The 14,000-nt window shown below is 56.4% G+C and carries 15 protein-coding genes; 7 read left to right on the top strand and 8 right to left on the bottom strand.

The genetic code is table 11. The features are described 5' to 3' along the window. Window positions 1-25: 25 nt before the first annotated feature. A complete protein-coding gene (locus tag ACWTPI_RS19595) occupies window positions 26-415 on the bottom strand; it encodes a hypothetical protein (RefSeq protein ID WP_454732394.1) in 390 nt (129 codons plus the stop codon). An 869-nt stretch (window positions 416-1,284) separates the two neighbouring features. Between ACWTPI_RS19595 and ACWTPI_RS19590 the strand changes: the two genes are divergently transcribed. The 6 genes from ACWTPI_RS19590 to ACWTPI_RS19565 all read left to right on the top strand — a co-directional run bounded on the left by ACWTPI_RS19590 (window position 1,285) and on the right by ACWTPI_RS19565 (window position 6,741). After that, window positions 1,285-1,815: a hypothetical protein gene (locus ACWTPI_RS19590; protein ID WP_454732393.1), complete on the top strand. Its 531-nt coding sequence runs from the start codon at window positions 1,285-1,287 to the stop codon at window positions 1,813-1,815. Further along, window positions 1,793-2,200, top strand: coding sequence for a hypothetical protein (locus ACWTPI_RS19585; RefSeq protein ID WP_454732392.1), 408 nt, complete (start codon window positions 1,793-1,795; stop codon window positions 2,198-2,200). Before ACWTPI_RS19590 ends, ACWTPI_RS19585 begins: the two co-directional genes overlap by 23 nt. A gap of 96 nt (window positions 2,201-2,296) precedes the next feature. Then, window positions 2,297-2,494: a hypothetical protein gene (locus tag ACWTPI_RS19580; protein ID WP_454732391.1), complete on the top strand. Its 198-nt coding sequence runs from the start codon at window positions 2,297-2,299 to the stop codon at window positions 2,492-2,494. Window positions 2,495-2,615: 121 nt separating this feature from the next. Beyond that, window positions 2,616-3,761 (top strand): tyrosine-type recombinase/integrase, encoded by a 1,146-nt coding sequence (locus tag ACWTPI_RS19575; protein WP_454732390.1) that lies wholly within the window; start codon window positions 2,616-2,618, stop codon window positions 3,759-3,761. Window positions 3,762-4,500: 739 nt separating this feature from the next. Next, entirely contained in the window at window positions 4,501-5,208 is a 708-nt protein-coding gene (locus ACWTPI_RS19570; RefSeq protein WP_454732389.1) for a DUF2971 domain-containing protein, read from the top strand. A 660-nt stretch (window positions 5,209-5,868) separates the two neighbouring features. After that, window positions 5,869-6,741: a hypothetical protein gene (locus tag ACWTPI_RS19565; RefSeq protein WP_454732388.1), complete on the top strand. Its 873-nt coding sequence runs from the start codon at window positions 5,869-5,871 to the stop codon at window positions 6,739-6,741. On the opposite strand, the gene ACWTPI_RS19560 is transcribed toward ACWTPI_RS19565, so the two are convergent. From ACWTPI_RS19560 to ACWTPI_RS19550, 3 genes are all read right to left on the bottom strand, one after another. After that, on the bottom strand, window positions 6,738-7,577 hold the full coding sequence (locus tag ACWTPI_RS19560) for a hypothetical protein (RefSeq protein ID WP_454732387.1): 840 nt from the start codon (window positions 7,575-7,577) through the stop codon (window positions 6,738-6,740). The two genes, ACWTPI_RS19565 and ACWTPI_RS19560, sit on opposite strands and share 4 nt — an antisense overlap. Window positions 7,578-7,737: 160 nt before the next feature. Continuing rightward, a complete protein-coding gene (locus tag ACWTPI_RS19555) occupies window positions 7,738-8,604 on the bottom strand; it encodes a DUF4231 domain-containing protein (protein WP_454732386.1) in 867 nt (288 codons plus the stop codon). Continuing rightward, complete coding sequence (locus ACWTPI_RS19550) at window positions 8,601-9,101, bottom strand: TIR domain-containing protein (RefSeq protein WP_454732385.1); 501 nt, start codon at window positions 9,099-9,101, stop codon at window positions 8,601-8,603. The genes ACWTPI_RS19555 and ACWTPI_RS19550 overlap by 4 nt, the downstream gene beginning before the upstream one ends. 406 nt (window positions 9,102-9,507) lie before the next feature. Here ACWTPI_RS19550 and ACWTPI_RS19545 point away from each other — a divergent pair, with 406 nt between their 5' ends. Next, a complete protein-coding gene (locus ACWTPI_RS19545) occupies window positions 9,508-9,699 on the top strand; it encodes a hypothetical protein (RefSeq protein WP_454732384.1) in 192 nt (63 codons plus the stop codon). Window positions 9,700-9,947: 248 nt separating this feature from the next. Here the strand turns inward: ACWTPI_RS19545 and ACWTPI_RS19540 are convergent, their stop codons facing one another. From ACWTPI_RS19540 to ACWTPI_RS19525, 4 genes are all read right to left on the bottom strand, one after another. After that, entirely contained in the window at window positions 9,948-10,133 is a 186-nt protein-coding gene (locus tag ACWTPI_RS19540; RefSeq protein WP_454732383.1) for a hypothetical protein, read from the bottom strand. Window positions 10,134-10,275: 142 nt separating this feature from the next. After that, a complete protein-coding gene (locus tag ACWTPI_RS19535) occupies window positions 10,276-12,528 on the bottom strand; it encodes a DUF927 domain-containing protein (protein ID WP_454732382.1) in 2,253 nt (750 codons plus the stop codon). Beyond that, window positions 12,525-12,995, bottom strand: a complete 471-nt coding sequence (locus tag ACWTPI_RS19530; RefSeq protein ID WP_454732506.1) for a site-specific integrase — start codon at window positions 12,993-12,995, stop codon at window positions 12,525-12,527. The genes ACWTPI_RS19535 and ACWTPI_RS19530 overlap by 4 nt, the downstream gene beginning before the upstream one ends. Before the next feature lie 17 nt (window positions 12,996-13,012). Next, on the bottom strand, window positions 13,013-13,639 hold the full coding sequence (locus ACWTPI_RS19525; RefSeq protein WP_454732381.1) for a phage integrase central domain-containing protein: 627 nt from the start codon (window positions 13,637-13,639) through the stop codon (window positions 13,013-13,015). Window positions 13,640-14,000 lie beyond the last annotated feature (361 nt).

Here is a 14,000-nt window from a genome sequence, read left to right as displayed (position 1 = left end):
CGCTGCTGTACGGACGTCGCACCGGTCAGACCGACTGCTGGCGCTCGGTGGTCTCAGAAACCGTTCCGCCAAAGTCCGGCGCGTAGATCTGGGACAGGATCTCCGCGACCAGTTCAATGGTTTCCAGCGCTTGATTCGTCAGAATCGACGAGCCATGGGCCAACTCGTTCCGCAAACCGGGAAGGCTCCTTCGAAGGATCTGCACGAGATCCCAACTCTGATCTTCTGGAGTGATCTTGACGGGTTCGTCCTCGTCGATCTCCATGCTTTCGAGTTGCTGATCGATCATGGTTTGGAGGACTTCCATTGATCGACGCCGCCGCGCATGATCTTCTGTGGCCCGATGCCAGCGACGGAAGCCGTCGTTTCGGATGAGCCCCTGATCTATCGCATAGCCTAGCAGACCGGCGAGCATCGGTTGCGGATGCCTTGGATGCTGATATCGCTCAGGCAGTCTATCGGGAAATCGCACTCTGAGCCCAAACTCCAGTGCGAATAACGCCTGGCTCTGAGCCACTGGAAAGAAGCGGTACACGTACCATGCATAGAGGTATAGGTTACGAGCCGTTTCAAACTGAATGGCTACGGCCTCCGGCACGCCGACGGTGAGCTGAATTGCCTCGATATCACGGTGGTGAGGACGGCAGAGCTTCCCCGGCGAGCATCGTCGTGCGCGCGTCTGGTTCTGCCACGGTGTCAGGGCTGCGCAAGCTTTCGGCGGGATTCAAGATGATCGATTTCATGACGGTAATTGTGACGCTGACACTTATGATCTCATGCGCTCGCGATTGCTGGGCGAGCAACGTGGCGCCCTCGGACGTCGCTTGATGCTGGGGACACGAGGCAAGCACGTACACATGCAGACACTCGCGAGCGGCGAGTCATGGCCGTACTCCACGTGCCGCTGCCCGAAGATCCACGATCGCCCCAAACCGACCCATCGCGGAACGTTCATGCTCTAGCCCTTCTGGCTCCGGTATGAAATGACGGCGATGAACTATAAGAGAGCACCGAATCGGCACTCCATTCACGAATATATTATTTTTATGGCAATCCGCCATAAATTCATGGAGTGTACCTTGTGAATACGATCATATTCGCGCTCACGCTTGCACATGAAATTGTGTGTCATAAAGACACCCTCATGAGTGCTGACGTATCTATCCACGACAAGATTCAAACGAGCCTCGGCATCGCTACTAAGCTTCTGTAGTACCAGCTGACGCCCCTCTCAACACTGAGGCCCTGCAATCGCGCAGGGCCTTTTTATTTTGAGCCTCACAAATGAAAGCTAATCAAACCAGCGCCATTCCTGTCGTCGAACTCGTGCTGCTGAAGCAAGCCACCTGCAATAAACTCAGTGTTGGCGCTGCCGGCGATATCACCTATCAGATTGCGAGCACCCCGGACAAGAAGCACATCTATCTTTCTCTGCAGGACAGCGGTAGCAAAGGTTACTTCAGCCGCGAGTGGGTCGATGCGGAGAAGATCGCCACCATTCTTGATGAGGCTGCCGCTACGTTGTCCGGCGTTACCAGCAAAGTCTTTCGACCAGCCTTTTCCGGCCAGTCCAGTAACAACGCACCGTTCCTGGCTGCTGCCCTGCTTAGCGAAGGCTTGCTGAAGAAGGATGGGGTACATGGCCTGAGGCTGCATGCCACCGGTGATATTGACAACTGGCTCAAGAAGCAACTGAGCCAGAAAGGGAAGCCCATCCGTGTTCGCATGGATGGCAAGCCCATCGAAGCCGCTGCAGCGAGCGAAAACGAATCGACCCGTAAGGACACCACTCATGCTAATCGTCAGACAGCCTGAAGCGATAGCGCAAATTCCCCATGCAGCGATCCGGCGACGCATCGAATACCGCTTTCAGGAATTGTTCAAGGAGTACGGGCAAGACTGGAGCGCAGACGAGCTAGGCTGGTTCATTGTGTGGGGCATTGGCGACGATCCCTATGATCCGGTCCCCATTCGAGGCTTTCGACCTCTCCTGGTATCCAGCGATGGCCAGCGGCGTTACGGCGAGCCCGGATACCGTCACGGCTTCGAAGCGGTCGAAGATCACGGCGAGTGTTTCGAGCTTGTCATGGTCCTCACTGATCTCGTCTCGATCTGCATCTTCGTGCCGAAGGTTCAAGGGATTCACCCTGACGTCATTAGGGCGGCAACTGCGCTTAGCAACCAAGAGGAACAGCAATGATGGACTTAGCTTGCCCATTTAATACAGGGAACAGGCTCCACCGGCCCTTCAGTTGCTTCCTGCCATGCTGCCGCTGTGTATTGGGACGAAGGATCGATGATTGATCCGATCGACCCCGCGCTGCGCGAGAAAGTACGCAGATTGACCGGAAGCCAAAGGGAGTTCTTCGAGGAGCGCGCTGCAATTGCCGAGTTCTGCGGTGGCCTCTCCCGAGTCGAAGCCGAACGACAAGCCTGGCAATCAACCTGCCGGTTCTTCCAGCTGACCGGAAATGAACCGGAAGGGGAGGGCTAATCAGCTCGCTTCCTCCTACACCACCAATCTACCAACAATCCACTGCGTTAATGACTATCCCTGGTCGGCCTTACAAGCTGACCCAGGGATAGCTCAAACGCGTGCTGCTTTCGGAGGTCCAATGAGTAAAGCCTTCCGCTTCTCACGTCGCTTGATCGACGCGCTGCCGGCGCATCTGGCAGACACGAAGGCGCGGGAAGACGAGTATTCCGACATTGAAGTTTCTGGCCTGAAGTTGCTGGTGAACCGGCAGGGCCGCAAATTCTTCTATCTGCGTTACACCTTTCAAGGTCGGAAGCGCAGTATGAAGTTGGGTGACTACGGTGTTATCGACGTCGCAGAAGCTCGAACGATGGCACTGCAGCACAAGGCCATGTTGTCCAAAGGCGTCGATCCACAGGAGACGGACACCTCAGCCGGCATGACGTTCCGTCAGTTCGTTCACGGTCACTACCTGCCGCATGCCAAGGCCAGTAAGCGAAGCGCGAAGGATGATGAATCCAAATTTCGCATTCACCTTTTTCCCCGCTTCGGCAACGCGGTCATGACCAGCATCACACGACAGGAGATCCAGCGGTATCACGATGAGTTGCGTACGAGCAAAGCGCCGGCAACCGCCAACCGGCATCTAGCATTGCTTAAGCGTTGTTTCAACCTTGCCATTCTGTGGGGCTACATGGAGGCCAACCCTGCAAAAGGCATTCGCATGCACACGGAGAACAATCAATCCCAACGCTTCCTCAGCGTTGACGAAGCGCGAAGGCTTTGGGCTGCACTGGACTCGGAGCGCAACCAGACGGCAGCACATGCCATCAAGTTGATGCTGCTGACCGGCGTAAGACGCCAAGAAGCACTGGACGCTAAGTGGAGCGACGTAGATCTCGAAGCGAAGCTGTGGCGCCTTCCCATGACCAAGAGCGGGAAGCAGCGTTTTGTGATGCTCAACGACGCTGCTGTGAACCTGCTGTTGGCGCTTCCCCGATCGACTTCCGGATACATCTTTCCTGGCGAGAAGGAGGGTAAGCCGCTCAATAACCCGAGGAAAGCGTTTCGACGCGCGCTAACGGCAGCAGGGGTCGACACCATCCGTATCCACGACCTGCGTCACACGTTCGCGTCATTGGCAATCAACCATGGCGCCAGCCTGTACGAAGTGCAGCACCTCCTAGGCCATGCCAGCAGCCGCACCACGCAGCGTTATGCGCATCTCGCTTCCGACAACCTGCGACGGGCATCAGCACACGTTGCAGAACTTGTCACACGCTGACCAAGCCGCGCCATCCACAATCAACCATAGTTAGACAACCGATCCATGTCATCATCCGACGACCAGTGGCTGTTTCCACTCGGGCAAATCGTGGCTACACCTCGCGCTCTACATATCCTTCGCGTCCAGAAAATGCCGCTGGCCCGGCTTCTAGATCGACACCGCTCCGGCGACTGGGGCATCCTGCCCATCCCCGACGCCGCAGCTAACGAGGCCGCCGTTAGGAATGGGGGGATGATCCTATCCCGGTATCGGGTTTCCCCCATGGAAATGGTGTGGATCATCACGGAAGCGGATCGATCCACCACAGCTGTACTACTTCCTGCCGAATACTAAGGAAGTCTTTGGGCCAGCTTCGGCAGCCCTTTTTTTGGTTCATCGCCGATTTCCGGGGTAGGTCGCCCGGATCGGGAGCATCAGACCGAGATCGGCCAGAAGCCGCCACTCGTCAATACTGGCCTAGATTGCATGCAATCCGGAAACAATGTCCGCGAGCGCCGGGACCGCGCTGGCCAACGTCAGCCTCATGTAAAGAACGCCTCTTCTGGTGTCGATATAATTACGTTAAGTGACGGTCACGTTTAGCCGCCTTTCCAGGCTGATCGTCCGATTGAGATGACAGGCGTCATCCTTTCTTATAAATTATGCGCTGTAAAATCTAACATATATGAACGGGCTTTTTTATCATTACACTAACGTCGCGGGAGCATTCGCGATTCTTCAGTCCCGATCATTCTGGATGACCGACTATCGGTTCCTCAATGACAAGTACGAGCTTTTTCAGGGATATAAACTATTCCTCAACGGATTAGATGACCGCTCGCGAAAAGCCGTTGATTCGGCTTTTTTCTGGCATGGCCGCTTCACTCATCACTGCGTACTGAGTCTCTCGAAGTCTCCTAGGATTTTGAGTCAATGGCGCGCTTACGCTAGCGATGGCACTGGAATCGCCCTGGGGTTCAGCGAAGCGATGTTGAAATTTTCGTCGATCGAACTCAAGCCGTGCCATTATGAGTCACACGAAGACTACGCTGCCACACTGAACGAAAAACATAAAGTTTTAGTCGATAAAATATCGACTGCTCGCGAATTCAATATAGCAGAAAATGATTTTGCAGATTGGGTGAGAGAAAACGGCAATTTAATATGCCCGTTGATTGAAGATCTCATTGCACTGAAGAATCCTGCATTCGCAGAGGAACAGGAGGTCCGTGCAATTCGTTCTGTTAAACTCGGTGAAGCGTCAGTCCGGGTTTCAGGGTCGCTGCTTGTACCATACGTGGAGACAAAGTTTGTGCCTTCACACTCCGATGAAAAACCATCGACTACAGTTGTGGCCCCAGAAATTTGGCTTGGTCCAAAATGCAACCCTTTAAATCGTGACGCGATCTATGCAATGAGTATAGGCTTTCCTCAGGTTGAGAAGTACGATTGCGGCTACGTATAAGTACGGCGAACTTACACATCCTTTCGGTTTGATCATGTAACAACGTCGGTCTCACGGAATCCGCGATAGAGCAAGGTACCGGTGGCTCGCTTCGTATATCGCGATTCCCGAGCACGAGCAAATCGAAAATGCAGTACACGGCGCGCTCTTCCTCACGGCATGGCGGGCCGCGCCGGCGCACTCGCGAATGGACCAGATCAAAGTCGCTACGTCTGATCTCATCGAGCGCGCGCATCTTACCGTCGAGGATGCATCCCGGCTTTAGCGTGGCCACTTCAGCCGCGGCAAACTCCGGTCGCTGCAAGCACGGCGGTGTCCATCAAACTTTCTTAGGCACTTCCTGCAATGTTGCCTTTTTGGGCAGCAGCGGAGGACTCTGAACGGCCAGGAGCGGTCATCCGGCCGCAACGAAATTTGGACGTTCAGGTGCCGTTGTTCCTCGGAGACGGTCATTGAGCAGAGGTTAGCAAGCGGGCGCTGCCCGGCCTCATGCGGAATTTGGTAGGCTCGCAACCAGCTTGCGGACTGCCGCGAAGCGAAGCTACGCGCTGGCAGCGACCTCCTTCTTCGAACTGAACTAAACTAAACTGACCAACCTAATGACAATCGCCAAAAGGCTGATTACACATCCCTTCTCGCCGTCGATGCGGGGATTTCTGGATGATCGCGAGGACAAGTAAATTGCTTAACTTCGATAAATCGTGGCGTTTCAAAAGCCCGGGGCCTATCCCGCAAGGCGTTGTCCGTGATTTTTACGATCTGATCGAAAAAATTGCGGCGCAGGGTGATGTATGGCGCGTGATTGAGCTATGCAAAAGCCGCTTCGGCGGGAATGGTCGAAGCAGCAGTCTGGATTGGGCGTGGAGCGATCTATCTCGGTTCATGAATAACTCGGCTGAGAATGCGCCTGTGTTCATCGAGGCTTTTTGGAATTGCTGCGAAGATCTCGAACAGTCCGGCTTGGGCGTGCCAGACGTTCAAATTATCAACGCTATCCTGGCGGAACATGATGCAGGCTATGAAATTCAACCACCCGCTTTAATCGCGACGCGCGCCTATACGCCGATCACTGTTCCGCGTCAGGCGCCATCGCTGGATGAACAGGCCCGGGCGCTTATTGACGAGTGTTTGGCAGAATCCGAACGGCTGCTCGATGCTGGTCAGGGCCGGCGCGCGGTCCAAGAAATCCTCTTCCTTCTAGAATCGATCACGACAGCATTTCGGGGCTTGGGCGAGGACACAGTGACGATTCAGGGGAAGTATTTCGGGCCTATCATTAACGAGATGAAAAAGCGGGAGCGGGGCAAGGCGCAGGAAAATATTTTGACGTGGATGACGACCTTGCACGACTACCTTTCATCGCCGACGGGAGGCGGGGTCCGTCACGGGACCGATCTCAAAGAGGGCATCGCGATCCAGCCGCACGAGGCGCGTCTTTACTGCAACCTCGCGCGCAGCTATCTCACCTTTTTGCTGGAAGAGCACGACCAACAGACCAAGGGCGCGTTTTCGAAGCCGTGGGGCGTTTACTAGCCCCCAACGATGGCTTCCAAGCGTCGCTGGAGCGTTTGACCTAAGACCTGGCGGCCCTCTGCATTATTCAGGTACGGTACATAGCGAAGGTGGCGGAGATCAAACGGTATGTCGTTGGCGTTCTGGGTGATGAGAATTACTTCGCGGCCCAAGGTATGGGCTATGCCGATTTCATAGAAGACGTTCGGGTTACGGTTTGTGCAATCGCAGATGACAACGCGCGAACGGTCGATCAGAGAGACGATATCTTGAATAATCGCGGGGTTTTCCCAGATATCGTCAGCGCGACGGCAACGAAGCCCGACGTTTTCCGCAGTCTGCCGAAGGGTTTCATAGACAGGCGTGAAGGACGCGTCAAACGGCATCATGGCCGAAAGCAACCTGGGTTCGATCCGTTCATGCTCCGTGATATTGAATACGGTAGGGCGCTGCCGGCGTGACTGCGTATTTCGGATAAGAACCCTGTAAAGGTCTACGTCCTTTACGGCCCAATGGCTCCGAGAGAACTCGAAGTCATGAGGTATATCGAAATCGTTCCTGTTCGCGAAAATCGCGCTGTTCAGGAGGGGCGGGATATCCATATCGAAGGTGTATTCGATGGCAATTTCCCGCCCGGCAAGTCGAGCATGCGTAATCGTCCCGACCCGCGCCAGCTGATCGTCAGTACCTTCTTCCATGAAAACGCACGGCAGGCGGATAAGGCGGTCGAGGGCGATCCGATCACCATCGCGAAAGGATGCAGCGACGTCGTCGTCGGTGTATTCAAACAACCGACCAACCGGAACTGTGTCGCGCCCTGCGCCCCAAGGGTTGAACTGCACCAATAGATTAAACAAACCGATCTCCTTGCCACCGTCGCTTTTCTTGGCTGACGATTTTCTCAGATTTTATACGACGGGGCGGCCGGAAAGTTAATGCTCGTAATAGGGCGCAACTGTTCCTAACAGGAAGGCTTTACACCCGTCAGCAGGCTGACGGGACCAGGAAGGCGCGCCACTAGTCAACGTCCCGTCGCGCCTGCCACTGCGTATGCTCTCGTGAGAAGGCATTCTCAGCATCGCCCACGTACTTCGAGAACTTGTCAGCCGTCGGTGGATTCGGCAAGGCTATCCGCAGCAACCCGATCTCATGCGCCGTAAGCGTGTACGAGGCAGCCAGCTCTTGAAAGCGTTTTGTCTGTATCCACGCCATGACGGAAGCCGCAGCGGCCACGAGAATGTCTGTCGGCCAATAGTTGACGGTCGGGTGAGCGATCTTTGCTGCGGCGAACCCCAATGCCAGCAGGTTCATCAGAATCAAACCGCTAAACCATAGCGTAGATGAGCGTTGATTGAGTCTCGCTTTACGACTGTACCAGCCTTGCTGATCTTCAACCCGCTCCGCCTCGTACAAGTCGATGCGTTGCTGAAGCGGCAGATTCCGAACGCGCGTCATCTCTTGCGTGATTTGCGAGCCGGATGTCATCGTCACTGCGTGAGCCGAGATGTTAGTGTTTGTAGTAAAGATGTCGGTGAGCGAGTCCTTGAAGTGGTTGCGGTCAGAAGCCTCATCCCGGTTGAATGGCTCAGCGCGCATCATGTACCTCCACGAGACTGTCTTCACCGATTCCGCTAAGGCACGCGTGCCATACCAAATGCGCTGCGGTCGCATGACGGCAAGGTACAAGGTCAGCAGTAGCGTTCCAACAAGTGGACCCATTTGGAGAAGCGCAAAACGACTCGTCTGGACGTTCGCCACAGACATTGCGGCGGCGACCACAAGGAGCGTCAGGTTTCCACCCAACGCCCAGAGGAACTTCTTCTGCGCCTTCTTCGATGCATCATCAGCCGCCTGGTACAGCGGGGGAAAATCACCCTCCGTCATAGGCCAAGCGACGCATAGACGTGAGGCTTCAGATACAAGTCAGTGAAGCCCTGCCTCTTGTAGTTGGCGAATCCATCGCAGAAGTCGTCCAGCGCGAACTGGATAGCCTTCGCCTTGAACGGCACGTGAATCGTGCATGTACCGCGCAGGATCGGAGGGCACAAATCCGTGTCCATTGCCTTTAGGCCGTTCAGGTTCACGACCACAATCGGGATGCCCATCTCGATGCACGTCTCGATTTCCCACCGCACGAACTTGTACAGGTATCTGGTGCTATCTCCAACTATGACGATGGCTTGCTTGGTGTTTTGAAGGCGTTGCTTGAGGACGCTTTTAACGTACGCTTCGCTAGCGGTGCCTTCCATCGGCCGCAGGTCGTGTGCGTCATAGAAGCTGAACTCCATGTGCTCGTTCTTGTTCCAGCCGAGCATGAAGCCGTATGCCCACATGTCCTTGTCGCCGTCAAAAATGACGTACGTCTTATTCCGGTATCCCATGATCGTTCACCCGTGGTTTCTTCCCGAAGTAACGAGAAGTTTGCCATATTGCTGGAGTGATATCAGTCTTTAAATGTGCCTTTGATATCACACTGCCTCGGCCGATAACCTCAGCGGTCAATAGGACGTTGGTGCAGCAGGTCAGAATGTCGAGTTTCCGGGAAGGAGCCTCGATGAGTCCCGGAATGTCGAAGGCTGACGGCGACCGGATGTGAGCAGGGTAGCTACTCTGATCGCAGTTCCGCACTAGGGAGTCAATTCCCAGCCGATTCGCATGTGTGGATGGTCGCTTAACATCTCAAAGCGGACCTAGAGGTGAGGCAGGGCTTAAGGTCCGGAGAGGGTCGTTCTGAGACGGTCGCCGATGAATTTCGTCGCGTTCATGCCACGCCGAAACCATGTGATCATGTCCTTCAAGCTGCCGAAGCAGCAGGACATCGACGAACAACTTGAAGAAGCCAGCATCGAGATGCTGGCTTACGATACGCAGTTCCGGCAGTACCGACTTCGCGTGAATCCCATTTGCGACGAAAAGCAATGGCAAACGCTCGCAGAGCTGGCGAAATTGGCAAGAGAAGGCTACGGGAAGGCGTCCTGATTAGAAGGGATGCCGAGCCCATTCGCCTGGCATCCCTTCACGTTCATTTTGTCTTGTTGGGTCGCGGGGAAGAGTTACAGAAGATAGCCCTCCCGGGTGCACTTGAAAAGCTGCCGTGACAGGCGTGGCGCGCCGGTTTTCCCACACGTAGAGGGAACATACTTCATCGCCTGCTGGCAAAGGCTCGGACAACGCGCTGCAATCGCCTCCCCGATGAACCGGCGCTCCGTCTTACTTAACGGGCGGTACTAGTCGATCTCATAGCGGCCTGGATAGACGCGGATACCCACTTTGTACTTATCCTGAAAGGGCGAGGGAAAGCGGAGTTCAGCGAGTATGGAGCTTTTGATCTCGTCTCGGTACTCTTCGAGATCGATCGTCGGGATGAGCTTGGCTTGGACCAGTTTGTATTCATGACGGTATTTTTTTGACATTTTTGTAATTCCTGTGTGGGCGGGCAGCACGTGCGATGGCGCCACGCCCGGATACGGTTTGGAGCCCGGTCGACTTCGACGTTTGCATGCGCCGGGCTCCTCGGATAAGTGCCAGCCATCTCTGGCCAGCACCGGACGGGGCTTAGGCGACAGCGGCGTTTTCGAACGTGTCCAGGACGAAGGCGTCGTCTTGCGCGTCCCAGCGCACGCCAAGATCGCTCAACCAGTGCGTACGCAGGTGGTAGTACGGCGGGTTCTTGCCCACCGTATTGCGCCCGACATCGTTGCGATGCAGCAGCCCTTCGTCACGCAGACGTTTGCTGACGACGGTGGCATCAAGAGGCGCGACGAGTTGCTCGAACACTTCCTTCTCGATCATGACAGTCGGCCAAGCAGCGTGCATATCGCGATGCAGCTTCATCTCGACATCGTTCTCGGCAAATTCACCATGCGCCGGAAGGGCGGAGCGAAGTGCGACGAGATGTGACCACCGAAGACTTGCCCATGCCAACGTGCAGTCGAGGATGCCGTCCGTCAGCGCGTCCTCATCAACGATAGTGGCGTCAAACACCCCATTGCGCAAAGCGATGCGCCCAGCGAGCAGCCCAAGGGCGAAGCGGTCGAACACTCGCAGTGCACCGTCGCTCGGTACATGGAAGGCTTGGCCGGTCAGCGTGTTCCGAATCTCCAGGAGCTCCGCATCCAGCCCCCCTTTTGTTATCTCTTGCATGACAGCCGCCGCAAACGCAGGGGCCACCGACCCGTAGTGCTTGCCCAGACCCGCTGCCAGGGCGGGAATCGAAGACGGATCAAGGAGAGACGCACCGTCGTCCTCCCCGAACTGCAGGCCGTCCGGGAACGCGGTTGTTGCCCCCCCGACATAGATGTCGACCGTCCGATCCATCACGCCTTGCTTGGCATTGCGGCCCACCAGTTCGACCGACGCGCATTCACCTGAACTGAACAGGAAGATCGGCCGAGGTGTCTGGGCGATCAAGCCCCCCGTGTTCGTCGCCCTGGGTCTCGCAGCACCATTGCCGATCATGTAAACGAACTGGTCCAGCGCGCTGAAATTGTTCGAGCCCAACTCGTCGACGATGACCGGCGCGATGGTTGCCCGTTGGCTCATGGACTGGATCGCCATCATCGTTGCATTGAAGGTCGTGATCAGCTTCGGCGACGTATCCGTACTGGCTCGGCTTGGTCCTGCCGGGTTGCCGTACAGGCTGGCGAGAACCGACAGCAGCAACGTCTTGCCGCGTCCCGCGCCGCCAAAGAACGTGAACATGCCCCCCGTGACGTTCGGCATCCTAGGCAGGAGCATCCCCGCCAAGGCGAGCTGTAGTGCGCCGAGCATCAGCGGCGATCGCGACGCATGGCGAAGGACTTCATCGTTCCAGCCCGGCAGATGTCCCTTTACTGAAAGCAGAGGCGACTCGACCGACACGACAAGGTCATCGGTCTTGGCATCGGCGGCGGCAACCAAGGTGCGCCCGAGCACGCAGCCAATTAGTTTCCCATCCGGCCCCGACACGAAACCTTCCCGGCTAATGCCGCGCTTGAGGGGGAGCCGTGGAAATGCATGGGATAGCAGCTCATGCATGAATTTCCCGAACTTGGCCTGGTTCACGGCCGTGGGGATGCGGGTGATGATGTATTTCTTAAGGTCCGCAGGGGTCTGGGCGGTCGCGTTGTCGACCATGAGGATTTCGAGCCGCTCCTCGGTCGCCGTTTCTACGATGACGCCCAGCTTGAGGTAGCACGATTGATCTTCATCGTTCCGCTGCATGGCCAGGACCACGACAGGGGGACCGACACGTTGACGTGGCTTGTCTTCCTGGATGTGGTAGACCCCGTCGATCTCCTGCGCATACTGGTCCAGCCGCTCCACCATGAACAGATGGCTGCGTAACGCGATATCGGCACTGTCCACCAGCTCAAGTGCCTTTCTTAGCGTCAGGATACCGCTGGACTCCCCGCGAGTCTGCGCATGCCATGTGCCGGCACAGATGGTCTCGGAGAACGCATCAGAGTCCTGCAGTTCCCCGCCGACCGCAGCCAGTCCATCCCGATATACCTTCAGGAGTTCGGTGCACTTCACCTTGCCGGGGAGCAGTGGTACGTAGGCATCGCCAGCCGCCCTGAAGATGGGACCGTTGGCATTGAAACGCTGCACGAGCGCATCTTGATGCTTGCAGGTACGGGGGATACGCAGCACCCAGTTGCTGCTAGGCGAATCGATCGTGGTTTGTTCGTAGTCGTCCCCACATTGGACAGAAGCGGTAATGTCCTCCCCAGCATCGGACAGAACGGTGCAGCCGGCATGGGCGAGCTGCTTGGCAACAGCACCCGTGATCGAGGCCTTGGAAAAAAAACGGAAGGGCTGAATCTTCATAGCTGCGCTCCCGCTGCTGCAAACGCGGCAACGCTGCGCCGACTAGCCAGGGCAAGAGCCTCGTGGCTTGCTGCGGCGTATCGCTCGGTCATGCGCAGACTTGAGTGTCCCAAGAGCCCCTTCACCTCGAACGGGGATGCGCCTGCACCCACCGCCATCTTGCCGAAGAGATGTCGTAGTGAGTGGAAGCAGAAATCCGCAGGTAAGCCGGCGGCTTGGTAGGCGGCCTTCACGCGTCGATGTGGAATCGCCATGGGCTTCGTGCCATCTTTGCCGGGAAAAACAAAAGCAGATGCCGCGCCTTGCTGCTGCAGGCGATGCAGTAGCGCCTGTGCGTTCGGGTTCAGCGGCACAAATCGCGGTTTCGCCTTGGTGCGTTCCAGTCGAACCTGCCCTAGTGTGAAATCCACGTGCGGCCACTGCAGGGTACGAGCCTCGTTCAGCCGCATACCCGTCAACGTAAGCAGCTCGACGAGTGCGCCGGCTAAGGGTGCATCCTTCTGCAGAATCCAAATGGCCTTGGCAAAACGGCTAGGTACAGGAGCGGCGTCGCCTCTGGGATGGTGCGGGGCACCTCCCGCAACGGCTTGAAGGCATGTGCGGGATTTTTCGTCGCGTAGCCTCGCTGGACAGCGAAGTTGAAGAGCGCCTTAATTGAGCTGAGGACGCGGTTCCGTGTGGCATCCGCGACGGTCTGTGATGCCGCGACGAGGATGGCCGATACTTGCTCGGGAGTCACCCTGTCGACACCGACTGAGCCGATGTAGGGCTCCACATAACGCGCAAACCGAGTGCGGTCGAGCTTCTGGCTTCGCTTCCGGTTCGCGATGGCGATGTCTTGCCATTCGTTGAACAGCCTATTGACCGAGGGAGTGCGAGCGCCGTGCGGATCGCTCAGGATCCGGAACGCTTCCATGCGGGCTTGATCGAGTGTCAGTGCCCGAGAATCGCCTATAGATAGACGTTTGCGGCGATACCTACGAGGGAGACGCACGCTGTACGATTCAACGCCGCTTGGGTAGGCAATACGAATAAGTTGATCTACTACAGGGTCACGCCGTTCCTGTTGGCATGAGGAAGAGAGATTAGTTTTAGCCATGATGCCTTCCATGAGAAGAGCATCAACCGTGGTAAGTGCCTAATTGCTAGGGGTCGAGCCTTGCATATCGTGCAGGGCTGGCGTGCCGATCCTTAGAGCGTCAGGGGGGCTCCTTGGGTGCTGGCGTTCGTCGCCATCCTTGCGCCGATGGGCGAAGGGTCAATTTCCGGAATTCTGTTCATATGTTTCGTACTACCCTAGAAGACTACATTTTGCCGAGGAACGAGTTCGGCGCCGGATCACTACAACTTGGTTGATGTGGTTACTAGATCACACGACATGTGTGACGGATCAGCGTGTACCAGCCATTCATGCGACTGGCGGTTGCAAATTCCAACCGCCAGTACGCCTTAGACAGGCCTGGGCTCCGCGA

The sequence above is a fragment of the Cupriavidus ulmosensis genome, from assembly GCF_977008105.1.
The sequence above is the reverse complement of the archived record's forward strand: the minus strand, read 5'-3'. Positions and strand labels throughout refer to the sequence as shown.

Coding starts and splice junctions, on each gene's coding strand:
- ACWTPI_RS19595 (WP_454732394.1), bottom strand. CDS start 415: ATGCTCGCCGGTCTGCTAGGCTATGCGATAGATCAGGGGCTCATCCGA.
- ACWTPI_RS19590 (WP_454732393.1), top strand. CDS start 1,285: ATGAAAGCTAATCAAACCAGCGCCATTCCTGTCGTCGAACTCGTGCTG.
- ACWTPI_RS19585 (WP_454732392.1), top strand. CDS start 1,793: ATGCTAATCGTCAGACAGCCTGAAGCGATAGCGCAAATTCCCCATGCA.
- ACWTPI_RS19580 (WP_454732391.1), top strand. CDS start 2,297: ATGATTGATCCGATCGACCCCGCGCTGCGCGAGAAAGTACGCAGATTG.
- ACWTPI_RS19575 (WP_454732390.1), top strand. CDS start 2,616: ATGAGTAAAGCCTTCCGCTTCTCACGTCGCTTGATCGACGCGCTGCCG.
- ACWTPI_RS19570 (WP_454732389.1), top strand. CDS start 4,501: ATGACCGACTATCGGTTCCTCAATGACAAGTACGAGCTTTTTCAGGGA.
- ACWTPI_RS19565 (WP_454732388.1), top strand. CDS start 5,869: ATGATCGCGAGGACAAGTAAATTGCTTAACTTCGATAAATCGTGGCGT.
- ACWTPI_RS19555 (WP_454732386.1), bottom strand. CDS start 8,604: ATGACGGAGGGTGATTTTCCCCCGCTGTACCAGGCGGCTGATGATGCA.
- ACWTPI_RS19550 (WP_454732385.1), bottom strand. CDS start 9,101: ATGGGATACCGGAATAAGACGTACGTCATTTTTGACGGCGACAAGGAC.
- ACWTPI_RS19545 (WP_454732384.1), top strand. CDS start 9,508: ATGTCCTTCAAGCTGCCGAAGCAGCAGGACATCGACGAACAACTTGAA.
- ACWTPI_RS19540 (WP_454732383.1), bottom strand. CDS start 10,133: ATGTCAAAAAAATACCGTCATGAATACAAACTGGTCCAAGCCAAGCTC.
- ACWTPI_RS19535 (WP_454732382.1), bottom strand. CDS start 12,528: ATGAAGATTCAGCCCTTCCGTTTTTTTTCCAAGGCCTCGATCACGGGT.
- ACWTPI_RS19525 (WP_454732381.1), bottom strand. CDS start 13,639: ATGGAAGGCATCATGGCTAAAACTAATCTCTCTTCCTCATGCCAACAG.